Annotated in this window: 23 protein-coding genes and 1 pseudogene; 7 read left to right on the forward strand and 17 right to left on the reverse strand. The window is 43.4% G+C overall.

Annotated features, from left to right (window positions below):
• Positions 1-109: 109 nt before the first annotated feature.
• The 5 genes from CKQ84_RS05890 to CKQ84_RS05910 form a co-directional block, all read right to left on the reverse strand.
• Positions 110-1,132, reverse strand: coding sequence for a serine/threonine protein kinase (locus CKQ84_RS05890; protein WP_105250484.1), 1,023 nt, complete (start codon positions 1,130-1,132; stop codon positions 110-112).
• A gap of 2 nt (positions 1,133-1,134) precedes the next feature.
• A complete protein-coding gene (locus CKQ84_RS05895; RefSeq protein ID WP_173913160.1) occupies positions 1,135-1,467 on the reverse strand; it encodes a DUF3630 family protein in 333 nt (110 codons plus the stop codon).
• A 13-nt stretch (positions 1,468-1,480) separates the two neighbouring features.
• Positions 1,481-2,935 (reverse strand): YdiU family protein, encoded by a 1,455-nt coding sequence (locus tag CKQ84_RS05900; RefSeq protein ID WP_105250485.1) that lies wholly within the window; start codon positions 2,933-2,935, stop codon positions 1,481-1,483.
• 9 nt (positions 2,936-2,944) lie between these two features.
• Positions 2,945-3,256 carry a hypothetical protein gene (locus CKQ84_RS05905; protein ID WP_105250486.1) on the reverse strand — a complete coding sequence of 104 codons (312 nt, stop codon included), beginning with the start codon at positions 3,254-3,256 and terminating at the stop codon, positions 2,945-2,947.
• 143 nt (positions 3,257-3,399) lie between these two features.
• Positions 3,400-4,236, reverse strand: coding sequence for a hypothetical protein (locus CKQ84_RS05910; protein ID WP_105250487.1), 837 nt, complete (start codon positions 4,234-4,236; stop codon positions 3,400-3,402).
• A 273-nt stretch (positions 4,237-4,509) separates the two neighbouring features.
• Here CKQ84_RS05910 and CKQ84_RS05915 point away from each other — a divergent pair, with 273 nt between their 5' ends.
• The 4 genes from CKQ84_RS05915 to CKQ84_RS05930 all read left to right on the forward strand — a co-directional run bounded on the left by CKQ84_RS05915 (position 4,510) and on the right by CKQ84_RS05930 (position 7,124).
• Positions 4,510-4,869 (forward strand): DsrE/DsrF/TusD sulfur relay family protein, encoded by a 360-nt coding sequence (locus CKQ84_RS05915; protein WP_006083495.1) that lies wholly within the window; start codon positions 4,510-4,512, stop codon positions 4,867-4,869.
• 147 nt (positions 4,870-5,016) lie between these two features.
• Complete coding sequence (locus tag CKQ84_RS05920; RefSeq protein WP_071940633.1) at positions 5,017-5,415, forward strand: nitrous oxide-stimulated promoter family protein; 399 nt, start codon at positions 5,017-5,019, stop codon at positions 5,413-5,415.
• A 57-nt stretch (positions 5,416-5,472) separates the two neighbouring features.
• Positions 5,473-6,387 carry a hypothetical protein gene (locus tag CKQ84_RS05925; RefSeq protein ID WP_105250488.1) on the forward strand — a complete coding sequence of 305 codons (915 nt, stop codon included), beginning with the start codon at positions 5,473-5,475 and terminating at the stop codon, positions 6,385-6,387.
• A 152-nt stretch (positions 6,388-6,539) separates the two neighbouring features.
• Entirely contained in the window at positions 6,540-7,124 is a 585-nt protein-coding gene (locus CKQ84_RS05930) for a YSC84-related protein (RefSeq protein WP_105250489.1), read from the forward strand.
• A 147-nt stretch (positions 7,125-7,271) separates the two neighbouring features.
• Here the strand turns inward: CKQ84_RS05930 and CKQ84_RS05935 are convergent, their stop codons facing one another.
• The 7 genes and pseudogenes from CKQ84_RS05935 to CKQ84_RS05965 all read right to left on the reverse strand — a co-directional run bounded on the left by CKQ84_RS05935 (position 7,272) and on the right by CKQ84_RS05965 (position 13,997).
• Positions 7,272-8,126 (reverse strand): universal stress protein, encoded by an 855-nt coding sequence (locus CKQ84_RS05935; RefSeq protein WP_105250490.1) that lies wholly within the window; start codon positions 8,124-8,126, stop codon positions 7,272-7,274.
• Between the two features lie 31 nt (positions 8,127-8,157).
• Positions 8,158-9,648 (reverse strand): SulP family inorganic anion transporter, encoded by a 1,491-nt coding sequence (locus CKQ84_RS05940; RefSeq protein WP_105250491.1) that lies wholly within the window; start codon positions 9,646-9,648, stop codon positions 8,158-8,160.
• 456 nt (positions 9,649-10,104) lie between these two features.
• A complete protein-coding gene (gene arsJ / locus CKQ84_RS05945) occupies positions 10,105-11,355 on the reverse strand; it encodes an organoarsenical effux MFS transporter ArsJ (protein ID WP_105250492.1) in 1,251 nt (416 codons plus the stop codon).
• Between the two features lie 5 nt (positions 11,356-11,360).
• Positions 11,361-12,371 carry an ArsJ-associated glyceraldehyde-3-phosphate dehydrogenase gene (locus CKQ84_RS05950; protein WP_105250493.1) on the reverse strand — a complete coding sequence of 337 codons (1,011 nt, stop codon included), beginning with the start codon at positions 12,369-12,371 and terminating at the stop codon, positions 11,361-11,363.
• A gap of 85 nt (positions 12,372-12,456) precedes the next feature.
• Positions 12,457-12,549, reverse strand: a pseudogene (locus CKQ84_RS05955) (thioredoxin family protein); the annotation flags it as partial.
• Positions 12,550-12,560: 11 nt separating this feature from the next.
• Positions 12,561-13,559 carry a permease gene (locus CKQ84_RS05960; protein ID WP_105250494.1) on the reverse strand — a complete coding sequence of 333 codons (999 nt, stop codon included), beginning with the start codon at positions 13,557-13,559 and terminating at the stop codon, positions 12,561-12,563.
• Positions 13,560-13,649: 90 nt separating this feature from the next.
• A complete protein-coding gene (locus CKQ84_RS05965) occupies positions 13,650-13,997 on the reverse strand; it encodes a metalloregulator ArsR/SmtB family transcription factor (protein ID WP_105250495.1) in 348 nt (115 codons plus the stop codon).
• 357 nt (positions 13,998-14,354) lie between these two features.
• Between CKQ84_RS05965 and CKQ84_RS05970 the strand changes: the two genes are divergently transcribed.
• From CKQ84_RS05970 to arsH, 3 genes are all read left to right on the forward strand, one after another.
• Complete coding sequence (locus CKQ84_RS05970) at positions 14,355-15,638, forward strand: arsenic transporter (RefSeq protein WP_105250496.1); 1,284 nt, start codon at positions 14,355-14,357, stop codon at positions 15,636-15,638.
• A gap of 87 nt (positions 15,639-15,725) precedes the next feature.
• On the forward strand, positions 15,726-16,160 hold the full coding sequence (arsC, locus tag CKQ84_RS05975) for a glutaredoxin-dependent arsenate reductase (RefSeq protein ID WP_212600655.1): 435 nt from the start codon (positions 15,726-15,728) through the stop codon (positions 16,158-16,160).
• Between the two features lie 41 nt (positions 16,161-16,201).
• Positions 16,202-16,879, forward strand: a complete 678-nt coding sequence (arsH, locus tag CKQ84_RS05980; RefSeq protein WP_249195728.1) for an arsenical resistance protein ArsH — start codon at positions 16,202-16,204, stop codon at positions 16,877-16,879.
• Positions 16,880-17,037: 158 nt separating this feature from the next.
• Here the strand turns inward: arsH and CKQ84_RS05985 are convergent, their stop codons facing one another.
• From CKQ84_RS05985 to CKQ84_RS06005, 5 genes are all read right to left on the reverse strand, one after another.
• A complete protein-coding gene (locus CKQ84_RS05985; protein WP_105250498.1) occupies positions 17,038-20,145 on the reverse strand; it encodes an EAL domain-containing protein in 3,108 nt (1,035 codons plus the stop codon).
• 288 nt (positions 20,146-20,433) lie between these two features.
• On the reverse strand, positions 20,434-21,684 hold the full coding sequence (locus CKQ84_RS05990; RefSeq protein WP_158682992.1) for a response regulator: 1,251 nt from the start codon (positions 21,682-21,684) through the stop codon (positions 20,434-20,436).
• Entirely contained in the window at positions 21,677-24,346 is a 2,670-nt protein-coding gene (locus CKQ84_RS05995) for a hybrid sensor histidine kinase/response regulator (protein WP_105250500.1), read from the reverse strand. The genes CKQ84_RS05990 and CKQ84_RS05995 overlap by 8 nt, the downstream gene beginning before the upstream one ends.
• 32 nt (positions 24,347-24,378) lie before the next feature.
• Positions 24,379-25,599, reverse strand: a complete 1,221-nt coding sequence (locus tag CKQ84_RS06000; protein WP_105250501.1) for an EAL and HDOD domain-containing protein — start codon at positions 25,597-25,599, stop codon at positions 24,379-24,381.
• 584 nt (positions 25,600-26,183) lie between these two features.
• On the reverse strand, positions 26,184-26,789 hold the full coding sequence (locus tag CKQ84_RS06005) for a hypothetical protein (protein WP_105250502.1): 606 nt from the start codon (positions 26,787-26,789) through the stop codon (positions 26,184-26,186).
• Positions 26,790-26,828: the final 39 nt, after the last annotated feature.

The following is a 26,828-nucleotide window of genomic DNA, read 5'->3' on the forward strand; positions in this document are numbered from 1 at the left end:
TGATAAATTGGCTGGAGACTAACATATTCCATTTTTTGAGTGTAACTCAAGCTTAAGAGTTCAATCTAATGTCACAAGATACGTCTGTGAAATCATATTTTGCTCAATGCTAATACGGCACTAGGCTCAGTGGTGGTTCGCTAAGGGCAAATAATTGCTCTTTGAACGCCAAAATCTGCTGTTCCCAATACTTTTCATCCCCAAACCACGGGAAGTTCATCGGGAAAGCCGGATCGTCCCAGCGACGGCCAATCCACGCGTTGTAATGCACCATACGCAGCGCCCGCAACGGTTCAATCAAGGTTAACTGTCTTGTATCAAACTCACAAAATTCTTCATAGGCTTCGAGTAAGATCTCAAGCTGCATCAGTTGCTGCGCTCTATCCCCGGTTAGCATCATCCATAAATCTTGAATCGCCGGCCCCATGCGAGCATCGTCTAAATCGACGAATCCGGGACCGTCTGGCGTCCACAAAATATTGCCTGGGTGTAAATCACCGTGCAAACGAATGGCCGCAAAATCTTGGCGATCCCAAATCGCATTCGCCTTAGCCAGCACCTGCTCTACTACGGTAAAGAAGGGCAAGCGCAAGCTGTTAGGCACTAGGTTAGATTGCTTTAACCACGCGAGCGGCTCGGCGCCTAAAATCTGCGGATTCAGCGGTTCACGTTCAGCAAATACCGTTTGCGCCGCGTACTGATGTATACGACCGATGAACCGACCCACTAATTCCAGCTGCTCTAAATTATCGACTTCGAAGGCGCGACCACCCAAGGAAGGAAACAGGGTAAATCGATAACCTTGGTACTTGTGTAACGTATGGCCTTCGATAATTACAGGTACGGCAATCGGGATATCTTCTGCCGCGAGTGCGAGCGCATAATCATGTTCCTCTTGGATCTGCGCATCGCTCCAACGGTCTGGGCGATAGAACTTCACCACATAGCGCAGTCCTTCATCGCTACGGAACTGATACACGCGGTTCTCGTAACTGTTCAGCGCGAGTAAGCCCGTTTCCGGGTACACGCCCAGACTTTCAATCGCATCTAAGATCAAATCCGGTGTTAGGGCTTGAAAATGGAACTCTGCACCACTGGAACTCGTAGTCGGTGGCGTCATATTCTGACTCATATTCAGTTCACTCTTAGGTGAGGTTGCAACAAAGTGGCTAAGTATTCCAGCACCTCAAAATCGGCTTCTCGTTCGGTCGAGAGCCAGCAAATGTTGCCGTAAAACTCATAATTGAGCCATAACTGGCTGCCTTCAAATTCTAATAACCATTGATGCCTGTCGGCGCCCCACTGACGCTCGCGCACAGTGCAATCGAGCGCCGCGGCTAAGGGTTCGGCAAAGTCGGCGAAACGATCAAAATCGATATCCGCACTGACCGCTAAACTTAAGGCGCTTTTATCTAAGCTAATGGTATCTAAGCTCATGGCTTTTAAATGCGTGCTTGGTAATTTCATGCTTGTTATCCCATCAACTACTACATGACATGATCAAACCTTGGCCCCAGTCCGGTGGACGCTTGGATAAGTCTTCATGCTCTGCGTGTTCGGCAAAGGGCTGAGTTAAGATTTTTTGCAGCAAATGCAGCGGCGCAAGATTACCCTCTTCCACCGCGATTATCGCCTCTTGGGCTAAATAGTTACGCAAAATATATTTGGGATTCACACTATTGCGCTCAGTTTGCCACGCAGGGATATCAGCCACCGCGCCCAATCGCTGTTGATAGGCTTGATACCAAGCATCAAACTGGCTGACATCAATAAAGTCATCCCGCAGCGCACTGTGTTTGCTGGTTGGATCTAACTTGCCTAATTGACGCCAAGTCTGAGTGTAATCGAGTTGATTCTTCTCCATCAGCACAGTGAATCGACCTATGAGTTCGAGATCCTGTTTGTCCTGCTCTACCGACGAAACATCAACTGCAGATAGACCTAGTTTTGCCCGCATCAAGCGCAAATAAGGCTGCACTAGCGCCTCTTGGTATTGATTAAGAATGGCAATTAAGTCATCGGATGGGATCACTGGTGTGAGCGCCTGCGCTAAACGTTGCAAGTTCCACAAACCGACGCCCGGCTGCTGACCAAAGGCATAGCGACCTTCGGGATCAGAATGATTACAGATAAAGTCTTCTTGGAATGTATCGAGGAACGCAAAGGGACCGAAGTCAAAACTGTCACCTAGAATCGACATATTGTCTGTGTTCATCACGCCATGGGCAAAACCGACCGCCTGCCAGTGGGCAATCATCTTAGCGGTATCTTGCACTACCTGTAAAAACCACGCTTTATAGCCTGCGGCATCACAACTCAAATGGGGATAATGCTGAGTAATAGTGAAGTTGAGTAATTGAATCAGCTTATCGGCACGGCCGCGCTCACTGTGGCAGAAAAACTCGAAATGACCGAAACGAATGTGGCTGCGGGCTAAACGCACGGTAATGGCTGCAGTTTCTTGGCTCTCACGCCATACGGGCAAGTCAGAGCCAATCACGGCCAAAGCGCGAGTCGTCGGCACATGTAAATGATGCAGCGCCTCAGAGACTAAAAACTCACGCACCGCGGAGCGCATCACAGCGCGGCCATCACCACGGCGCGAATAAGGCGTCGGACCGCCGCCTTTAAGGGCGACATCCCATGCGCCATTTGGACCAATCGCTTCACCTAAAATGATCGAGCGTCCATCCCCTAAGCGCGGCGTGTAACCGCCAAATTGGTGGCCGCTATACACTTGGGCATAGTAAGTCGCGCCATCGACGGCAGCATTGCCAGATAAGCCCAATAACAGCTCATCGGTGGGTTGGCTCAAGCAAATCAATTGCGCGGCGTCATTACTCCATGCCAGCCATTCAGGCTTAGTTATCCCTTGTGGATATACTTGCGAGTAAAACTCAGGCAGCTGAGTAAAAAAATCCTGTTTAAACTTCATCTTGTCCACCTATTGGCTCATGGTCTTGCAAACCAGCACCGATTTATCGTCGAACTCGCATAGGTGCCCACATTGATAAGATCCAAGGCCAAAACCACTCACGCCAGAACGACTTAGACGTTGCATACCATGAGCCTTGCTCTGGCATTGCTCTAGAGAATCGTAGTAACCATTAATATCTTCGGCCTGCAAAGGTGTCACCGGAATGGCACTCACATCGGGATAATAAAATAGGGTCCATTCTGGGGTTTTAGTACAGCCACTGAGTAGCAATAATCCAAGCCCGAATAAGACATTCGGTAAGGCATAGCTTAGTTTCATTTTTCCCCTATTAAGCCCATAAAAAAAGCGAACCTTAGTTCGCCTTTTGCGCATTCAGTTAGCAGGGATTCTACACTGCTTAGACGAGGGAAATAACCGCTTTTCGACTAAGGGTTTACCCGCTAAGCGCTCCCTACAACATATCAAGCCGTGGTTGCTTTAGTCTGTGCTTTCTCAATCCGGTTGATTCGGCCCTCAAAGCCAGTGACAGTGCCATCGCTCAGCCCAAGCTCGAGTGCTTTACGACAGATGACAATGGCGGCATCGAAGGCTTGAGTATCATTTAGCAAGGTGGCTAAATGCAGGAAACCGGAAGATTTAAGCTCAGTATCTTTGCCTTGCTCGGCGCTAGCCGCTTGGAACAGTGCAATATACTCTTCCGCTAACTGAGCACCATAGTTGAGGTAATCCGCCGATTTACGCTGTTTGTAGCATTCAGCTATCATATTTTGCAGCGCGATATAGCGAGCACTGGCTGACGTCGCTCCTTGATACTCCTCAAAGGCCCGAACTAAGGTCACATTCGCCCAAGCCCCTGGCGCACCGACCTCAGAACGTGTGTTCGATGCTGGCTCTGCTTCAGTCTTAACGTCATCTTGTTCATCTGCAGGCGTGGTGCCTAAAATGATCACCGTCTCTTCATTATGGGCAGCAGGAATATCGACTTCGATGATATCTGTGTCTAGCGCCACCGAAATGCTCGCAGGGCTTTCGGTCTCACGGGGCATTAATTCGGCTTCAACTTCGATAACGGGCTCTACTTCAGCCACGCCAGTATCATCAACCCTTTTAACTGGCTCAGGTTCTACACGCTCGGGCTCAGCAGCGGAGAAAATAGGTGCCTCTTCGGTGGGAACTACAGGTTTTACCGTGGTCGACTTGGGTTTCATCGCCTCTTGTTCTTCTTTCGCCAATCGCTGCGCGCGAAGGAATAAAAACACCCCGACAGCAATCAGTATAAATACGACTAAGATCTTCATTCTTGTTCACCTTTGATGGCCGCTTCTCATCAGAAGCCGTGTCAATGGGTTTGCCAACGTCCATCAGAACAGTGTCCATGGCAACCGAGTCTAGCTAAAAATTGAGCAGAGATTAACCGCTATTAAAGTCCATTGTGTCGGTGCAAATCAAGTATTTATGCCTTTTTATACGATCTTGCGCTCAAATAGTTATAGCCAATTGCGCTAGACTGGCACAATCGAGTTCCCTAATCCCCCCATCCACCTGCTTATAACAAATATAAGGAAAACCTGATGCAAAGTATTCTTATCGTGGCCCATGCCAGTCCCTACGGAACAGAAAAGCTATTTAATAGCTTACGCATCGCATTAGCCCTGAAGGATCAGGACGAGCAAGCGGTCGATCTTAAACTTTTTCTCATGTCAGATGCCGTGTTTGGCGCACTCAAAAATCAAACCACACCTGACTTAAGCTACAACCTGCAGCAGATGTTTGAAATTCTCTCGGCACAGCAAGTTCCGATTCTACTTTGCAAGACCTGCGCTCAAGCACGAGGTGTCACTGCGGAAATGATTATCGAAGGTGCGCACATAGGCACACTACAAGATTTAACTCGCTGGACACTGGCCGCCGACAAAGTGATGCATATCTAAGGTTTATTTTTAGGTGTGACATTGGGGATAGTTGGATTATTTAAAGCCCCATTTTGTGCGCACCTTCATAAATTGGCGCTTTCGTTTTGTCAGCGCCAATTTCACTGCCTATGATGGGATATCCGAGTGACAAGCTAAGGTATTCCAATGGGCACAGCCACACTGCTTACGGGCAAACTCCTGTACGAACACCAAACCATTGCCGCAATGGTGACAATTTATTGCAAGGCGAAACACCAAGGCCAAGACGCGACGAGCCTATGTGCAGATTGCATTGAGTTATTGGATTATGCCGCAACACGCCTAGATCGCTGCCCCTACGGACAAAACAAACCCACCTGTAATAAATGCCCAGTGCATTGCTACAAACCCGCGCAGAAACAAATCGTCAAAGAGATCATGATCTTTTCTGGTCCACGGATGTTATTACCGCATCCCGTTCGTGCAATCAAACACTTACTCGCGGAACGCATTCCCGTTCCCAGCGTTGTGCCTGAGGCTGCTTCAAATCGCCATCAGCGCATAGCAAGCCAACAGAAAAACTAACGGCGATACTTTTACCGAGCCGATTTCCCTGATATAACAGGGCTCGAGGTATCGCATATGAACGAGTTTCATAGTTTTTTCACTCAAGCTTACTGGTGGTTGTCATTATTTGGAGGCGTACATTGCCTCGCGTTAGCTATTTATATTCGCTATTTTTATCACCCAGACGCTAACCAAAAACTCCTCGCCGCTTTCTTAAGTCTTATTGCTCTATACTTTCTCACGGGTATGTTGAACCGCGATAACAGTCCAATTCCCATTCATATCCTATTCAATCTGATTAACCCTATCTATTTTTTGCTCATGCCTTTGCTCTATCTCTATTGCAAACGCAGTTTAGCACCAACCAATAAACCGCTAGGGTTTTCAAAGCATTACTGGCCATCTGCATTAACATTAGTTTTCGCCATTTTAGATATTGCCCTAAGATTAACTGCGCATCCCATCAACGAGTGGCAACCCATAGCTCTGATGCTTAAAGAAATGAGTATCAGCCAATGGGGCGCTCTACTCCCAGCGCTGTTATCTGTACAAACCTGTTTTTACTTTATCGCGCTGTGGATGTTGTTTCGTCGACATAAACGCAATCAAAGAGATGTCACTCAAACCCAAGAGGCGCTCGGCACCATTCGGTTTCGTTGGCTGATAAGCTTGACCTTGGCCATGTTATTGAATTGGTTAATCCGCGTATTTGTGGTGATCTTGCCTTTCTATCTTGGTGATAATCTATCGCTACTTTCCCACGCATTGCCAAGGCTGACCTTACTACTGAGCATGTATATGCTGGCGGTGTATGGGCTAAAGCAAATCACCCGCTCTGCCTACTTAAAAGGCCGCATGGCCGAACCAGAGCTAGAGCAACGCCCACTCGTCATTGAAAATATTCTCACCCCAGAGGAGTATGACTTTTTGCATCAAGTTCAGCAGGACGATGCAGAAAAAAACCAAGGTTCTTCGCCACCTAAGAACTAATTGGCGAAACTGCACTCCAATCATCACCACCAATATCACTCCAACCATTAAGTCGAACACTGAACCTAAGCTGACACATATGTCACTTTTGGCTGTCATTTGTGTCGATAAAGGCTAGTCTGGAACAACTAAAGACTTGAAGAGGCGTTACCATGAAATCATTTTTAACAGCCATTGCGGCATCAACATGCCTTATTGTGAGCCTATTTGCAGCCCCAACTGTACATGCAGATGAAAGCTACGATCAGGCTGTAGTCAATTTCCAAAAAGCGAAAGAAACCAGTAAATTTTTCGACACAGCCTATGGCTATGCTTTATTCCCAACTGTGGGTAAAGGCGGAATTGGGATCGGTGCAGCCTATGGCAAGGGCCGAGTCTACCAAGGCGGTGCCTATATGGGTGATTCGAGTCTGACTCAATTATCCATCGGTTTTCAATTAGGTGGACAAGCCTACAGCGAGATCATCTTCTTTAAAGATGCCAAAGCCTATGAAGCCTTCACGAGCGGCAGTTTCGAGTTTGACGCCCAAGCGTCGGCAGTTGCCATCAACATGGGAGCAAGCGCTCAAGCAGGAACCACAGGCAACTCAGCAGGCGCAGGCCAATCGGGTGGTAATCGCTCAGCAAGCGGCTCTTATATCAACGGTATGGCGGTATTTACCGCAGCAAAAGGCGGCTTAATGTTTGAAGCCGCTCTTGCGGGTCAAGCCTTTAGCTTCGAGCCTAAAGCTAACTAACACGAACCATTCGACTGTGATATCAAACGGCGAGCCTAAATGCTCGCCGTTTTTTCTTAAATAATTACCTCAAGCTTCTGACTCAGATGTTCTAACTAAAACCAAGTCATTAGAATTGAGCGAAATAAGTTGAAATGCATATTTAACTTAGCGAAGTAATAATAAGGGGATATGGCTTTTACTGATCATCCTTGTGGTATTACTACCCACAAAAAACTCCCGAATACGCGAATGACCATAGGCGCCCATCACCATAAGATCGATTTGATGCTCAAGTTGATAGATCTCAAGGGCCGTTTGCACTTCTCCCTGACAAACGGTGGTAACCACATTGAAATCCGCCGCAATCAGAGATTCAGCCACCAACGCCAGTTCAGCTGTCGCCTGCGATTGATCATCAGACACCATCACTAAATGACATTCGAGCCCTTTAAGTAGCGGACTGCTTACAACTCGATCGAGAGCTTTTCTTGCGGTCACACTGCTATCATAGGCGATCATAAATCGAGTCGGTGCAGTAAACTCGTCCATCACCACTAAAATAGGCTGCTTAAGCGTGCGAATGACGTTTTCTAAATGGCTGCCAATGGCCTGCGTCTGATCTTGATGCTGCTCCCCTTGACGGCCCATCACCACCAGTCTGGCATGGGATTCTTGCTCTAACAGAGTTTCGACTAAATCGCCGTGACGCTGCAAGGTTTCAACCACGACTGCGGGTTGTGCCTCCACGATGCGCGTTTGCGCATCTTGCAACATATACTTACCCTGCTCGAGTGCCAGCTTGCCTCGGCGCGCTTCGAGCTCAACCATTTCATTGAGTAAGTGCTCCCGTGTACCTAGACCAATATTTCCTGACAGATTTGACTCTATCGGATAAGCAGACTTATCCAATACATGCAATAGAGTTACTGGGGCATCCAGTTGCTGAGCGGCCCAGCTACTGGCGTCACATACGGCGAGTGTCACTTTTGAACCGTCGATACAGGCAATCACATTTGTCATCGTATTTTCCTTTTAGTGTGTTGCTAAGGGCTTAGTGACCAGACATCATGTTTTCAACGTCTTCAGGCTTATCGTGCACCCCAAATTTATCGACTATGGTTGCACTGGCTTGGTTAAGGCCAATCAACTCCACTTCAGTTCCCTCGCGACGGAATTTAATCACTACCTTGTCTAGGGCCGATACCGCAGTAATATCCCAGAAATGCGCTTGAGATAAGTCGATAGTCACCTTATCAACCACTTCCCTAAAATCAAATGAATTACTGAACTTATCTGCCGAGGCAAAAAAGACTTGCCCAATAACTTGATAATGGCGACCTGCGTCGGCAGCAGCCGTTACACTCTTAACCACCATAAAACGGCCCACTTTATTAGCAAAGAACAGGGACGCGAGTAATACCCCCACAAATACTCCCATAGCTAAGTTATGGGTAGCGACCACCACAGCAACGGTCGCCACCATCACAAGGTTGGTTGATATTGGATGATGCTTAAGATTACGAATTGAATCCCAAGAGAAAGTACCGATAGACACCATGATCATCACGGCAACCAGTGCCGCCATAGGGATGAGCTTTAACCATTCGCCGAGGAATACAATCAATATGAGTAGGAATACCCCCGCTGAAAAGGTCGATAACCGTCCGCGACCACCCGATTTAACGTTGATGATCGACTGACCAATCATAGCGCAACCGGCCATACCGCCCATTAAACCCGCGCCGATATTGGCAATACCTTGGCCCTTACACTCGCGGTTTTTATCGCTTTGGGTATCGGTTAAGTCATCAACTATGGTGGCTGTCATCATAGATTCCAGCAAACCCACCACGGCAAGGCCGGCCGAATAAGGGAAGATGATCATCAGAGTTTCAAGGGTCAATGGCACTTCAGGCCAGAGGAAAATAGGCAAAGTATCAGGTAGTTGTCCCATGTCACCGACAGTACGAATATCTAACCCCATATAAACCGCAAAAAGCGTTAATCCGACAATACACACGAGAGGCGAAGGTAAGGATTTACCAATCACAGGGATAAGTGGGAATAAATAGATAATACCAAGACCTGCAATCGTCATCGCATACACATGCCAAGTCACATTGGTCAGTTCGGGCAACTGGGCCATAAAGATCAGAATCGCCAGCGCATTCACAAAGCCTGTCACCACAGAGCGGGAGACGAAACGCATCAAGCTTCCTAGCTTTAAGTAACCCGCGGCAATTTGCAGCACACCAGTTAATAGGGTCGCCGCGAGTAAATACTCGAGGCCGTGTTCCTTCACTAAGGTCACCATCAACAACGCCATAGCACCCGTTGCGGCAGAGATCATGCCAGGACGACCACCGGTAAACGCGATGACCACAGCAATACAGAATGAAGCATACAGGCCGACTTTAGGATCGACGCCTGCAATAATAGAAAAGGCAATCGCCTCAGGGACTAACGCCAGTGCAACCACAATACCGGCTAACAGATCTCCACGTATATTGGAGAACCACTCTTTTTTCATGGTTTGTATCATGCCACTCACTCTGATTGAAATTTAATCATATCTTCCAATAGCTAATATCAACACTTGACTCAAATGTCAGCGCATAGCCAATAAGGTACTTATGCGTCAAGGTGACGAAATGCAATTGGGATTATGGGGTACAGCAAAACAACTACCGAGTCGGTAGCGACTAAGGACGGATCTTAACAATCCAAGAAGGAAGGATTAAACTAATGCGGCTTAATGCTCATCACCGAAAAATAACATCACTTATATGAGCCAACTCAAATTTGACTGCATTAAAAATAGTTGTGCTATTGGGAATAGCGACATAATGACGTGTATAAAACAGGCCGGAGTATAGAGAGTTGTTTGCTCAAAATCAAAAAACTTCAGTTAACATCAGAGTGATTAAAATACCCACCATACTTTGGTGGGCATTGAATAAAAACAACCGCAACAACTCAGGGATAGCTTAGGTAAGTATTAAGCACCATCTGATATCGCTTTATGCCGAAGCAGTTTGATTGAGATAAGCGCCGCTAACGCAATAAATGCCGCCGATATCCACAGACAAGCCGCCATGCCATACACTTGATACACCCAGCCAGACAACACAGTCCCGATCAAGCGCCCCATAGCATTCGCCATGTAGTAAAAACCCACATCTAACGATACGCCATCTTCATCCGCATAACTGACGATAAGATAACTGTGTAATGAAGAGTTGATCGCGAATAAGGCGCCAAACAGCATCAATCCCCAAATCAGTATATTCGCGGCATGGAAGTCATAACTTATCGCCAGCGCAATGCCTGCCGGCACTATGCTCAATATCGCCGCCCAACCTAAGGCACTACGTCCATCGGGAACCTTGTTTTTGCCCGCCGACTTTGTCCCTGTCAAGCGAGGTGCAAAACCTTGCACTATGCCATAACCTATTACCCAGAGTGCGAGAAAACCGCCGACATACCAATGATCCCAACCAAAGGCTGAGGCCAGATAAACAGGTAAGGCCACCACAAACCACACATCCCGCGCACCAAACAAAAACATGCGTGCGGCAGAAAGCGTGTTTACCGCCGGACTCTTAGAGAAAATTTCCGTGAACTTAGGTTTGTTTTTGGCTTTACCTAAATCGCGTTGCAAACTTAACAGACTAAAAATCCACACCAGCATTAGGCCAATCGCCATGCCTAACACGGCCTGCTGGAATCCAAACAGGGTCAGTAAGGCGCCGCCCAAGAAGAACCCCGCGCCCTTTAGCGCATTTTTGGAGCCAGTGAGCATGGCAACCCACTTATACAGCTCACCCTGAGCATCATTGGGCACCAACAACTTGATACTGCTTTTTGCACTCATTTTATTGAGATCTTTAGCGATACCCGACAAGGCCTGCGCCGCCATCACCCAAACAACCGTCAGCATACCGCTAGGCACAAGCAGCATGCTAAGGGCAACAATCTGCATAAATAGGCCCACATTCATGGTCTTATTTAAGCCTAAACGCGCCCCGAGCCAGCCGCCGACTAAGTTCGTTACCACCCCAAAGATTTCATAGAAGAGGAATAGCATGGCAATTTGCAGCGGGCTATAACCTAAGCCATGAAAATGGAGCACCACTAACATACGTAATGCGCCATCGGTAAGCGTGAATGCCCAATAGTTGCCTGTGACCACCAAATACTGGCGGATCTCGGGTGATATGTTAGACAAGAACCCTGTCAGCTTACCCATAAAGCTTATGCCTTATCCATCAGACCGACCATGCGGGCCAGTTCGACGGTGCGATTGGCATAGCCCCACTCGTTGTCATACCAAGCGTAGAGTTTGACCTGAGTGCCATTGATTATCATGGTCGATAGCGCATCGATAATGCTCGAACGCGGATCGGTTTTATAATCGACTGAGACTAATGGACGTTCCTCATAACCTAAAATGCCTTTTAGCGGTCCGTCTGCCGCTTCTTTTAACAGGCGATTGACCTCAGCTTCGGTCGTTTTGCGACTCACCTCGAACACGCAATCGGTTAATGAGGCATTCGCTAATGGCACCCGCACCGCATGGCCGTTGAGCTTACCTTTGAGTTCAGGGAAAATATGGGTAATGGCCGTCGCTGAGCCTGTTGTCGTAGGGATAAGGCTTAAACCACAGGCCCGCGCCCGGCGGAGATCTTTATGCGGTGCATCTAAGATAGTTTGAGTGTTGGTAATATCGTGAATAGTCGTCATGGAACCATGCACTATGCCGAGGTTTTCGTGGATCACTTTGACGATTGGCGCCAAACAGTTAGTAGTACAGGAGGCCGCAGTCACAATCGGATGAATGGCTTTGTCATAGAGTTGATGATTCACTCCCATGACAACGTTTAACACACCCTCTTCTTTAACAGGCGCAGTGACCACAACGCGTTTAACACCTTGATCTAAATAAGCTTGTAGCACTGCTTTGGTTTTCATTTTACCCGAAGCTTCAATCACCACATCACAACCGGACCAATCGGTTTCCCCGATGGTTTTATTGCGTGTACAGCGAATACGCTTACCATCGATAATGATGTCATTACCCTCGGCATTAGCCTCGTACTGCCAGCGACCATGCACAGAGTCGAATGTCAGCAAATGGGCTAAGGTCGCCGCATCCCCTGCGGGATCATTAATCTGCACAAACTCAACCTCTTCCCAGCCCCAAGCAGCGCGCAATGCTAAACGTCCCATACGGCCAAAGCCATTTATCCCGATTTTGATTGTCATACCAGCATCCTTCACACTCAGTTTTATATTAGGTGTTTTATATTATTTGTTTAAGATTACAGCGTTATCTGTTCGATATAGCCGCGCTGATGCCCTTCTCGTTGGCAATGGCGGTAATAATCTCAGCGGTTTTAGTGCATTTAGCGCATCCACTACCTAATACTTTGATATTTAACATTTTTATAATTCTCACAGAACGGGGCCTATAGCGTTAAAGATCCAACCGATTAAGGTGAATGAAATCAATAAAATGGCAAAAACGATGGCCAGCAAACGCCATTGCATCACCTGCTTGAGCAAAATGAACTCGGGAAAACTGGCGGCAACCGTAGACATACAAAATGCCAATGTCGTCCCTACGGGCAAGCCATTAGTGATAAGGCTCTCCATGATAGGGATAACCCCTGTGGCATTGGAATACAGAGGAATACCAATCAATACCGCCGCAGGAACCGACCACCATTGACCATCGCCTAAGTGGGCTTCAATCCAACCGTCAGGAACAAATCCATGGAGTGCGGCGCCAAGCCCAACCCCAATAATGACCCATTTCCACACTCTGCCAAAAATCTCTAGGGTCTCGCCTTTCGCAAATTCATGTCGCTCGGTTAACGTCATAGATGTTGATGTCATACCCTCGCTATTATCGCGACTTGCTTGCGCCTGACCTTGCTCGAGTGCTTTGGCGGCAAAGGACTGCAGCCAACGCTCAGCGCGAATCGTGTCTAAAAATGCCCCCGCCAACATACCCACTGACATGCCGACCAGCACGTATATCACAGTGAACTGCCAGCCCAGCAGACTCACAAGCAACAGTACGGCGACTTCATTAATTAACGGCGAAGTGATCAGAAATGCCATAGTGATCCCAACGGGGATCCCCGCAGAAGTGAAACCTAAAAAAACCGGAATGCTAGAACATGAGCAGAATGGGGTAACAGCGCCAAAACCCGATCCCATAAAGTAACCGACAAAACGATTTTTACCCGCCAAGTAATCCCGAACCCGCTCGACATTGAGCGAGGCCCGCACCAAAGCGATGCCATAAATCATCAGCAACAGGAGCGCAAAAATCTTAGTGGTATCTTCAATAAAAAAATGGATGGCGTCGGCGAGCTTAGTATTGGGCTCTAAACCCATCAAATCAAAAGTTAACCAGCCCGCTAAATCTGAAAATATTTGCAGCATTGTTACGCCACCTTAATATTAAGCAAAACTTTAGACACGTAAACATATGAAAAAACGTATATTTGAGGTTAAATTTTTGCTGCTAGTCTTCTAGCAGCAAGCTTTAGCACGGTCAGGACGCCCGCCCATCTTGCACAAATTACGCATATTTTCTTCAAGGAATACAGTGTTTTGGTTGGTAACTTCACTCAACACTAACTGACTCCATTCGGGTAAGTCATTATTGATACGATAGAAAATCCATTGCCCCTGACGGCGATCAACTAATAAACCGCATTTACGTAATTGGGCCAAATGTCGCGAAATCTTAGGCTGAGTCTCTTGCAATGCCTCGGTCAATTCACAGACACAGAGCTCCCCCTCTTGCTGGATCAACATCATGCAACGCAAGCGGGTTTCATCGGCTAAACATTTAAAAAACTGGGTTGGATTAATCATTGATGCCCTTAGACTGAACTAATACAAACATTTTGATCCTTTTGTTAACTTTCCTAAAGGTTCATTCAAACAGCAAGCTGTGAGCGGTAAGAAACAATACTCGTTTTTCATGGCTATGGATCTTTTGGAAAGACCTTGTACAATATATACGAATTTTCATATATGTAAATATCCGTATATAAAATCACCTTAAGTTTCACGCATTAATCAAAATTGTGTTTGAGTATAGTGTTCAACACTAAGATATATACGAAAATTCACATATAAAAAATCATTCAGACCCACCGACAATATCGTTAGGTGAGGGCATTATTTTATGGTTGAGGGTAGACAATCTCTACTCTTTGAGGAGCTTGTATGTGGTTAGCAGGGGCAATTTTTGTTCTCACCATAGTGTTAGTAATTTGGCAACCTAAGGGGTTAGGCATAGGTTGGAGTGCTACCTTGGGCGCCGTATTGGCCCTACTACTGGGTGTGGTCCACTTAGGGGATATTCCTGTGGTATGGAATATTGTCTGGAATGCGACCGCCACCTTTATTGCCGTGATCATCATCAGTTTATTATTAGATGAGTCAGGATTTTTCGAATGGGCCGCGCTACATGTGGCCCGTTGGGGCAAAGGTCGTGGCCGTTTACTCTTTACTTACATAGTGTTACTCGGCGCTACTGTTGCCGCATTGTTCGCCAATGATGGCGCGGCGCTGATCCTCACCCCCATAGTGATTGCGATGTTACTGGCTCTGGGCTTTAGCGCCGGAGCAACCTTAGCCTTTGTGATGGCGGCGGGTTTTATTGCCGATACCGCAAGTTTGCCGTTAATTGTCTCTAACCTAGTCAATATTGTTTCAGCAGACTTCTTCAACATAGGTTTTAACGAATACGCCTCTGTGATGGTGCCCGTCGATATTGCAGCTATTAGTGCCACCTTAGTCATGCTGCATCTGTTTTTCCGCAAAGATATTCCCGCGACCTACGACTTGCAAAAACTACGCGAGCCTAAAGCGGCCATTCGCGACCTCAACACCTTTAAAACCGGTTGGGGCGTATTAGTCTTACTCTTGGTGGGCTTTTTTGGCTTAGAACCGCTCGGCGTGCCCGTGAGTTTAGTGGCTGCCGTGGGTGCCCTGATCCTGTTTGTTGTCGCGAAAAAAAGCCATGCCATAGATACCACTAAGGTACTTCGCGGCGCGCCATGGCAGATAGTGATCTTTTCACTCGGCATGTATTTGGTTGTTTATGGTCTTCGCAACGCAGGCTTAACCGATTACCTATCGAGCGTATTAAATAGCTTGGCAGAACAAGGGCTTTGGGCTGCCACTATGGGCACGGGCTTCTTGGTCGCGTTTTTATCGTCCCTCATGAACAACATGCCAACGGTGTTAATTGGCGCCCTCTCGATAGACGGTAGCAATGCAACTGGTGTGATTAAAGAAGCCATGATTTACGCTAACGTGATTGGTAGCGATTTAGGCCCTAAAATCACCCCCATCGGCAGTTTAGCAACCCTGCTATGGCTGCATGTACTGGCGCAGAAAAATATTAATATTACCTGGGGTTATTATTTCCGCGTCGGCATTGTGATGACGCTACCTGTGCTATTTGTCACCCTAGCGGCACTGGCGCTGCGCCTCTCCTTCTAATCTTCGTACATGGACACTAGAGCATCTGTTTAGTGCCTATGAATAAATTTATAAGCAATTATTTATCAGAGGCATGTTATGACTAATATGATTGATGACAACATTAAGATTTACCACAATCCTGCCTGTGGTACATCGCGCAACACTTTAGCATTGATCCGTAATAGTGGAGTCGAACCCCAAATCATCCACTACTTAGAAACGCCACCCTCCCGCAATGAATTACTTAAGTTAATTAATGAGATGAAAATCTCTGTGCGTTCATTGTTACGCAACAATGTTGAACCATTTGAACGACTAGGACTTTCTGAAGACACATTTACTGATGAAGAACTGGTTAACTTTATGCTGACTTATCCCATTTTAATTAACCGTCCTATCGTCGTTACGCCGCGAGGCACAAAACTCTGTCGCCCATCTGAGACAGTGCTTGATATTTTGACCAAAGCACAACAAGGCCCTTTCACCAAAGAAGATGGCGAAATCATCATTAATGAACAGGGACAAAGAGTTCGCACATGAAACCACTAAACCACGATATGCCAGCGCTCAAACAAGAATTAATGGTTAATAACATGGATATGGACTGTTTTAATCTAACTCCTTTAACCCATCCGCCTAGAATACTGATGCTTTATGGCTCAGTACGAGAACGCTCCTATAGCCGACTGACGACGGAAGAAGCCGCTCGACTGTTAACGCATATGGGCGCAGAGGTGCGTATTTTTAACCCTTCTGGACTCCCACTTCCTGATGATGCGCCTGACAGTCATCCCAAAGTCATGGAACTAAGAGAAATGGTACGTTGGTGCGAAGGCATGGTGTGGTGTTCACCAGAACGCCACGGTGCGATGACCAGTATTATGAAAGCTCAAATTGATTGGATCCCTTTGGCTGAAGGTGCTGTCCGGCCTTCACAAGGTAAGACATTAGCAATAATGCAGGTGAGTGGTGGTTCACAGTCCTTCAACACACTAAACCAAATGCGAATATTGGGCCGATGGATGCGCATGTTCACCATACCCAACCAATCTTCAATCGCAAAAGCTTGGTTAGAGTTTGACGAGGCAGGCCGAATGAAACCTTCGCCTTACTACGATCGCGTAGTTGATGTTATGGAGGAATTGATGAAGTTCACTTTACTCCTGAGGGGCAATGTTGATTTCCTCACGAACCGATATAGCGAACGCAAAGAAAGCGCTTCAGAGCTATCAACCCGAGTAAATCAAAAAGAAATATAGATTAAACACTAAAAGTATTCTGAACTATGGAGCAAAAGATTAGCCCAGCGCCAACTTTTGCTCCAGATAAGAACCATCACGCCAAATAAGTCCATTCCAAATACACGAGTGAGCACCTAAATCCTTAAAGCCAGCTAAAAACTCTCTGTAACTTGCTATTAAAGATGCAATTCGTCCATTTGCTTGAATTCATGTTTAATCTGTTGATATTGCGATGGCCATTCATCGTACCAAAGAGCAAACTCCTCTACAGGCATAGGCCGAGCAATGCCGTAGCCTTGGCACAATTGGCAGCCCAATTCAGCTAAACTTTTACCATGGGCAATGGTTTCAACACCTTCAGCAATCACATTAAGATTAAATACTGACGCTAAGCGGATAACACCCTCCACGATACGCCAATCATCTTCGCTATCGAGCATACCTCGCACAAAACTCTGATCAATTTTTATCGTCGATATGGGTAATTGGCGTAAATACGTTAACGACGAATAACCTGTACCAAAATCATCTAGGGAAAAATGGACACCCAAACGCTTACATTCCTGAAGGATCTCAATTGCCAATGTCATATCTTCAATGGCGGCACTCTCTAAAATTTCCAATTCTAGATCCGAGGCCGTCAAATCGGGATATTGCATTAACGTCGATTTTAAGAACGCGCTAAAGTGTTCAGCCAATAGCTGCCGAGCGCTTACGTTAATACTTACTGCTATCGGGCGACCACTCTGTTGCCAATTCTGCCATTGTGCTACTGCAGTATTGATAACCCATTCACCTAAAGCAATTTCAAGATCACTGCCTGCAATATCCGGTAAAAACTCACTCGGACCGACTATACCTCGCAGTGGATGACGCCAACGAATTAAGGCTTCCGCACCAATAATTTTACCGGTAGCGAGATTCACTTTTGGTTGGTAAAACATCACAAATTCATGACGTTCAAAAGCTGACTTAAGTTCTTCTAACCAAGTTCTCCGAGCAATAATGTTACGATCAATGTCAGGATCAAACATTTGGAAACGATTCTTACCTGCCGATTTTGCCATATACATGGCTTGGTCGGCATGGCGCAATAAAATGTCGGGGTCAACGTTATCCTCTGGATACAAACTCACGCCAATACAAGCCGTTAAACAAAGATTTAAATCACCGATTAATATCGGCTGATCGACCGCCGCCAGTATTCGTAATAGTACTTGAGTACATTCTTCCTCAGACATCATCTCAAATAAGATAACGAACTCATCGCCTCCTACCCGGGCCAACGTATCTTGCTGCCGAATCACCACAGACACATTATTTGCAATCGCGATCAACAGTTGGTCACCAACCTCATGGCCATAACGATCATTGATCACCTTAAACCCGTCAAGGTCCATAAAACACACGGCACAGAGACTGCCATTACGTTGAACATGGGCAATCATTTGCTGAAAACGGTCTAAAAGTAAGCGACGATTTGGTAATCCTGTAAGTGCATCATAATTTGCCACGCGATCTAACTCAGTCTCATGGGTCTTTAATAACGTGATATCGGCTTGGGTTCCCGAAATCATCAACGCTCGACCTTGACTATCCTCTTCAACGACCCGCCCCTTACACAATATCCAGCACAGCTCGCCAGTCTTTTTAATGCAGCGCACTTCCAACTCTATACTGCTTGTTTTATGGATGAGATGCTGTAGAACCTGTTGCTCTATATTTTGCACATCTTCGACATACACATATTGACGCCAATTATTAACCGTCAGCTTCATCTCGCCAGCTTGATATCCCAAAATGGCTTCAAATCTTGGGCTGATTTGCACTTCTCCAGTAACAGCATTCCAGTCCCAGAATCCTTGTTCAGAACCTTGAATAACCCTTTGCAATTGTGCTGTTTGAGCCGCTAGTTGTTGTTGAAGCTGTCGCGCATGGGTAATATCTTGCACTGTACCGTGCAATTTAAATATCTTACCGTGCGGATCACGCTGTGCTTGACCCCTAGCCATAATCCAACGATGGGCACGATTAGGATCTAGCAACTCAGCTTCGCATTCATACTCTTCTCCCGTATGCACACATCGCATCACCAGCGTACTTAACGCTTGCCAACTCTCAGGAGTAAATAATTTCTGCACTTGTTCTATCGAAGGGGCGGCTTCTTTATATGGCAAGCCATAAATCACAAAAACCTGTTCAGACCAAGTATGCGAATCAGTAACTAAATCCCACTCCCAACTGCCAATCCCTGATAATTGTTGTGCTTGTTTTAATCCCAACTCACTAATGAGTAAATGTTCAGCATTTTTTTCTTGAGTCGTCACATCCCTTGCTATTCCAAATAAGCCACAAATTGCACCTTGAGCGTCAAACACAGGACCTTTGGTCACTTGAAAAATGGCTGCTTCACCCTGAATATGTAAATACTCTTTATGTGTGGTGACCATTCCGGACACTAATACAGTGCGATCTTTTTCTTGGATAATATCAATAGAGTCAGCATCAAAAATATCAGTGTCATCTTTGCCCAAGATGTCACTCATACTCTTGCCGACAAAGGTAGCGGCACCTTGGTTGACCAAGATGTAACGCCCCGCCAAATCCTTCACAAAAATACCATCGGTTGTTTGAGAAACCACAGAATCGAGCAGTTGATGATTCACATCCAATTTCTGTAATGAGGCACGTAAATAGCCGCTTAGTGCACTGATCACTATGCCGTAAACACTTAGACTAATAAGCTGTAACCAATCTACCGAATGAATATTGTCGAGACTATTGGCGGTTGGATGAAGATAATAGACACACAGAACAGAGAGACATGTCGCGACTAATCCGGGGGCGAATCCGCCACCAATAGCGCTTAATGAAATGGGCAACATAAAAATCAGCAATAGTAAACGCTGGTGCTGCTCAGCTGAAAGTGAATTGGCAAACCATAGCGTTATCAGCGTAAAACTCAATATCGCAATGTATTTAAGCCATGAGATATTACTTATCGCTACAGAGCGAGCAAAGGTTATTTCAAGCAAATTACCCGATGGAGCATTATGACGGTCAGGAACGGCATTCAGAACAAAAAGTAGGATAAAGGCACTGGTAAATACAAAGAAAAAACCTTTAGCGAGGGATAAACGAAACACAGTTTCTGTGTCCGTAAATACAAGCAACAATTGATCGGATAAAAAGATCCATCCAAGCGCCGCAAGCGCATAAATAGCCACAGCTAAAATAATATATTGAGTCCGAGATTTATGATTATGTACAGTATTGTCAACCATCCTAACTCCATCACAACTAGCGCCATCAAAACGACTCCCTTGATCTATGATTGGCACTAACGCCAGCCAACAATAGGTGGTCATTCCACAGATGAACATCATATTTAAGCTAAAGACTATAACTTAAAAAACATCAGTATAATCTAATAAAAACCCCAAAGAACAATGTACAACATAAAAACCCAACAATTTAAATACCTAAAAAGGTAGATATTACGGGTAAGGATATAGGCCCATACCTGTGAGACTAAAAATATACAAGCACTATTGAACCCCCTGTCTATAGAACTATCGCAAATGCAATGGAATATCATACTTCCTAAAAAGCTTGATTATCGAATCCTTATATAGTGGTTTGATAATGTAACCTTTAGCTCCTGCAGCTATTGCCTGCTGAACTGATGACTTATTTTTATTCCCTGTCAACATAACAATGGGCGTAATTGCATTTATTCCATTAGACTTATTAATGTGGTTAATAATATAAAACCCATTAGTATCAGGAAGATTTATGTCCATTAAAATAACGTCATATTTTTTCTTAGAAAGTAAATCTAACGCCATACGTCCAGACAATGATGTATCAAGTTCAATGGCATACGTTCTAAGAAGCATAATAGTTAAATTCAAACTAATGTGATCATCCTCAACAATTAACATCTTTGGCACTACAGGAACTTCAACTGATACAAGAGAATTTTTTGACTCCGAATACAATCGATTAAACGTGTATTTAGTATCAGGCACGGTTGGAGCTGCCTTGTTGCTAACCTCAATATGCTCCTGTTCTGGCAAAGGGGCTTCTGCGACCGTCGCCACATTTGATACATCAGTAACAACAAGTTCAAGTAAGTGCAACGCCTTACTTTGCAGTTTCAACAAAGCTGGTCTAATTTCATTAGAACGAATAAATGATAATATCTTCTTCAATGAAGCCAGATCTAACTCAGCGGTTCTATTACTTGCAAGGTGCGCTTCTGCCTTATCTAATGATTGCTCGATTTCAATCAAACTTAATTCAAAGCTATGTTCTAAATCCTTCTTGCGCTGAACACCTTTAAGGACAATCTCCTTGATATGCGAAGAGTAGTTATCTTGTACATTTACAAACTCTTCTACTTTTTTATATTTTCCTCTCAACCCAATTTCCCGCAATAAATGTGTACATATTATAATTGCTCTATGTACTTCATACATTGGCCTAGCGATTAAATAATCATTAATCACACCACTACGGTAAGCCTCGTACGCTTCTCTTTCTTGATGTTTTGGAATAAGAGAAACAACGGCATGCTCACATATTTCTACAGCCTGCAATTCCTCTATAGCTTCGTAATAAATAAGTAAAGTTTCTTGTAAAGTTTCAGCAGCAACAAGAATCACTTTTGGGGTTGATTGTTTGATTTGCTCAACAAGCTCAGCATTCGTTTTAATCACATGAATACGAGAAAAGTGACGAATTAGAACACTTATCAATAATCTATCATTATCTTGGTCGTTCGTATAGAGAACGATATGCTCAAAATTGACTCTATCCACTAGCATTACTCCTTTGCATAAAAAACTCAATTAACGCAAATAAATCATCATCAACCTCTTGCCAACATTTTAAGATAACTTTGTAATCAATAGCATTGTTACGCGAAACACGCTCTAGTTCTTGGCAAGATAAATTTAATTTTTTTGCACCTATGTAAAGAGAATTACTTTTAAGGGTGTGGCTAATTGCAGTAATAATACGAAGATCATTATCCACAATTGCAGACCTTAATGCTTCACGCTTAACAAGTAAATTACTGTAATATTGCTCTAAAAAAATAGATAACTCTTCATCGCTTATATCTTCACCTACAAAATTATATATATCTGACAAGTTGACTATCTGTAAGATGTCTACTAATTCCTGCGGTGTTTCATCACAACAGAAAAAACTATTATCAAAAGAAGTATTATCTGCTTTAACTGTAGACTTTTTTAAACTTGTATTATTTGACAAAGTGACTTTTACTTCATCTAAAAGGCCAATCAAATCATTCAATGTCAGAGGCTTTACAAGTACGCGATTTGCTCCAGCCTGCAAACATTCATCTTTACATATGTCGCCATGATCAGCGGTCAACATCACAATAATCGATGGCGCTAATTCCCGATACCCTTCAACTTCTCTAATGACGCCAATGAGGTCTGAGCCCGATATAGTTGGCATTATCACATCAGAAATAACGACATTAAATTTATTTGTCTTAAAAAGCTCAATTGCTTGCATCGGATCTTGAACACAGGAAACTATGACTCCAACAGATAATAACTGTTTTTCGATAACAAATAAGTTTTCTTGACAATCATCAATAACTAACACACTAATATTACTATAATCAGCACTATCCGAAGCCTGCTCGTCAATAATATTCAAATAATTTTTAACATTAACGAAATCAGTTACTGATTGAATTCTGAGTGGTGGATATGAAATCACTTCGTAGTCAGAGTTAGACTTAGAAAGTGACACTCGCCTTAACTCTGCAACTCTTTCTTTTCTTGTAAAAAGACTAGTTACAAATTCATTCTTTGAGATAATATCATTTTGATTCAAGTCAATAAAAAGTATTGAGCTTTCAGTTTCAAATTCCAGTAATTCATTACTTGGTAAATATAGCAACTCGAAATCAAGCTCTTTGGAATATCTTGAAACTGATTCGTGAAAAATCGAACTGTTAGTATATGCTGTTACTGAAGCATCAATATCAGAACGATAGGAGCCGCTTACATCATGCGCCGTAAAGTGATTATCTAAAGCAAAATCAATAACAAAATAGAAAACGCTACCATCACCGATACGACTAATAACCTGAAGATCACTTCCCATTGAACAACATATACTTTTACTTATGTATAGTCCTAAGCCAACACCACCATACTGACGGTAAGAATTTGATGATGCCTGCTCATACTTACCGAACACTTTTGATTGTTCCTCTTCAGTTAAACCGATACCATTATCAATAACAGAAAACTTTAGTTTTACATTTTCGAATGACTGTTCCAGAACTTCTACTTCTAATAGAATCGACGAGTCAATTTTATTGGAAAACTTAATTGAATTGGAGATTAAATTATAGATAACTTGATTTAGTTTAACTTCATCACAAATAACCCTGCGATTAAAATTTAATGGCATAAAAAAGTCTAAATTAATGTCTTTTTTATCTGCTTGAAGGCGAAACGCATCAACAACAGATTCGCCTAACAACCTAACATCTACCGAGTCATTTTTAACATCTGCACTACTCTCATTTGTCTTTTTAAAATCCAACATACTATTAATGAGTAATAAAACTTGTTTTGAAGTACTGAATGCGACAGATAATAACTTCTTATCCTGTGCCCTTACATTACCTAAACTGAGCTCAATTAAGCCTAGCACTGCATTTAATGGTGTTCTAATCTCGTGACCTAGAGTGGCAATAAAATCACTTTGAAAGCTATTCAATTGTTCCAGCTCTGAACATTTCTCTATTAATACTTTTTCTTTCTCATATCGTTTAGATTCATCTATAATTAATCCAAACCGAGTTCTATCATCAAGGAAGAAATCTCTATACTCAAAATACAACCCTGATTTAGTTTTAAAAGATAGACATATTTTTTTATTAGTTGCACATTTATATCTAAACCACTTCATAATTCTATAATTATCTCTACCAACAACCTCATAGCTAACAATATCTTGAATTAAACTAAAAAATGACTTGCCAATATAATTATAAAAATGTAAATATGGGAAAAGGTATTTAACCCCGCCACCAATAAAATCAATATTACCAAGACTATTTACGACAAGAACACCATCTGAAGTAATTTCCTGATATCTAGAGTCATCACCCGCAGGATTCTCACACCTAAATTGGCTATACTCGAAATTTTTTGTTATTGACGCATCATGCTCTACAACACAGAGCACAATAAAATTTTTATTTGCCATCTTTAATAGGCTAAACTTTAAACAGTTACTTCCTATCATTAAGCATTCATTAGGCGTGATATTCTGTTTAATCTTTTCAAAATGCTGAATTATTTTTTTCTTGGCATTTTTTAAAAAATTATTATTTGAGAAAATTTGATTCTCGCCTAACCACTCCCCCTCAGGTGATAACATAAATGCACAAGAATCAAACAAGTCTAAATCAATACCATTCATCATCGCATATCCTTATTGCAAACTAGCATTCATTACTACTGAACTGAATTTTTATACTGATTAAACCAGCTATACACTTTATCACACGCTGAGATGAGCCTCTCAGGATCAATATTATAATTATCAATGAAATAATCGACAGTAACCCAATCACCTTCCATATACGCCAGAGTAAGTTGTAAACAATGAGCTAGGTATCCATGATTATTAAGTAAAGCACGCTTTATTTGCTGTTCAAGAGGAAGCGGCTCTATCGCTCTGTTCATCGGTTTATCTAAAATGGCATCTAAAGTAGATAATAATCCAGTCAAAAATGCTGACTCTTTCAACAAAGGAAATCCCATTAATGATATTAACTCTTCACATAACCGAGCCCTGATTATAGTATTATTAATTAACACAACTGGTTTATTGGGGTTAAGTTCAGCCAAAATAATGAGACTTACAAACTTACGAAGTTTATTTTCACCTAAAAAAACCATAGTCTGCTTAATAGAGGTAAATTCATTCACATGCTCAAACTGACTTGAATTGACATATCTTAGTAATTTATAAGTAAGATCTAAATCTTGAGAAAAATAATTTTCAAGTTTTTTATAACTAAAATCAGACTTAAAAACCTCATTATAAATAGACATAACAAAATGTTGTGTAGCACCTATTTCACTCCCCTCTATGAGTTCTGGCTTATAAAAATAATAACCTTGAAAATAATCAAAACCGAGTGACTTAGCTAGCCTATACTCTTCCAATGTTTCAACTTTCTCTGCAAGTAGTTTTAAATTATACTGTCTAAATTTAGGGATCAGATGAGAAACACTATCTAAAGGCGTTGAAATTATATCAATTTTTATAAGTTTAAAAAAAGGAAAAAAACGTTCCCACTCAGGAGAATAAACAAAGTCATCTAAAGCAAGATAATAACCCAAGTTAAATAACTCTTTAATTAAAATAAAGTTATCCTCGCTTGGGCTAACAGTTTCCAATACCTCAACAATAATATTTTTGTATGGGAACATGTATAATAAATGGTCTCGCAAGAAATGAGATGGAAAATTAATTAATGCAGGCTTCCCTTCGGTTAAATCCTCTAGATCCATACTTAAATAACTATTTACAAACACTTTAGCTGTAGCAACATTGTCTGTAACACCCTGTGGGAAATAGTTATCCCGGCTATTTCTAAAGAGCAACTCATAAGCAACAACGTTTTTATTTCTATTCAGTATAGGCTGTCTTGCCATATAAAAGCGCATAGTTCACCTCTTCCCTTTGGGTCACTTAACTTTATAATCATTAGTGAATCAGTCCTTTAATTTTTCATTCTAGACCTAGGTGCATCATCTTTCAACAGCACTTTCTCAAGCCTACACTATAAATTGATATAAGTAGCGATTAAATCCGGCTTAAATCTCAGATTTATACTTAATTTAGGTGAATATTTAAGAAATCATACTCAAGATATAAATACCTATTTTGAGGTATGACTATCTTGTTTATCCATGAAAATTAAGTATTAAATGAACCGCTATTCTAGTATCCAGCAACGAAATAAAATGATTAAAATGAACAGTTAAAACTGAAAAAAACTATTATTAATCCTTTTAGACATAATGGACTTATTGGCTTATTGGCTTATTGGCTTATTGCCAGTTAATGGCGTCATTACATAGCAGTGATACTAGATGAAGAACTTACCGCACTAGGGTTTGCTGGCGAGGATGTCACAACGATTTGACTGGATTTGATGCGAGGCTGAGCCCGTGTAGTGTCGTTATCCACATAAACGGGCAACATAAGCAGGTGATGAACACCATTTTGAGCTAGCTTAATAACAACACTAGTCGTGTCCCCAAGGTTTGGGTGGTAATGCTACTGGCTGGGTAAGATCAAAATCGACTTTAAAATTGCGTTGTTCTCGCGTGAGTTGGTAACTAAAAATCGTTGGCGTAATTTCCATGTGCCACACATTGGTAATCGACTGAGTGAGTCCATTCTTGACGAAGTTATCGATAGATTCCCTATCAATGGGAAATGACTGTTTCTGTACTGTCCCATCATTCATAGTGTCGCCGCCATACATGGTCACAGCATCTTCACTTCCATCCTGATGGCGATGGTCGTGCTTCAACTTAAGCCCTTGCTGCGTTTTAGTCAGCACCCAAGTACGCGAGTGGTCATCACCCACATGGAACGGGATCTTAAGCTCAGTGTCGCTACATTCACGCACGTGCATAATTAACGACTTGCCGCTAAAGGCCGAATCGGCACTGTCACCCGATACCACTTTTCCCGCAAAGGCTTGGCCACAATGGGCCGCAATTTGTGCGAAAAAAGTATTCTGCGTCTTGGTGGATAGCGACTCAACTTGAGCGGCGATGGATGGCAACGCGATAAAAGACAAACTGATGAGCCCGAGGCTCGGTATGGTAATGTTGGGATTCATTATGTTCTCCACTTTTTTAGATGAAAAACACCCTAACAC

Origin of the sequence: Shewanella sp. WE21 (assembly GCF_002966515.1) — a bacterium.
In the GTDB taxonomy this organism is placed as follows: domain Bacteria; phylum Pseudomonadota; class Gammaproteobacteria; order Enterobacterales; family Shewanellaceae; genus Shewanella; species Shewanella oncorhynchi.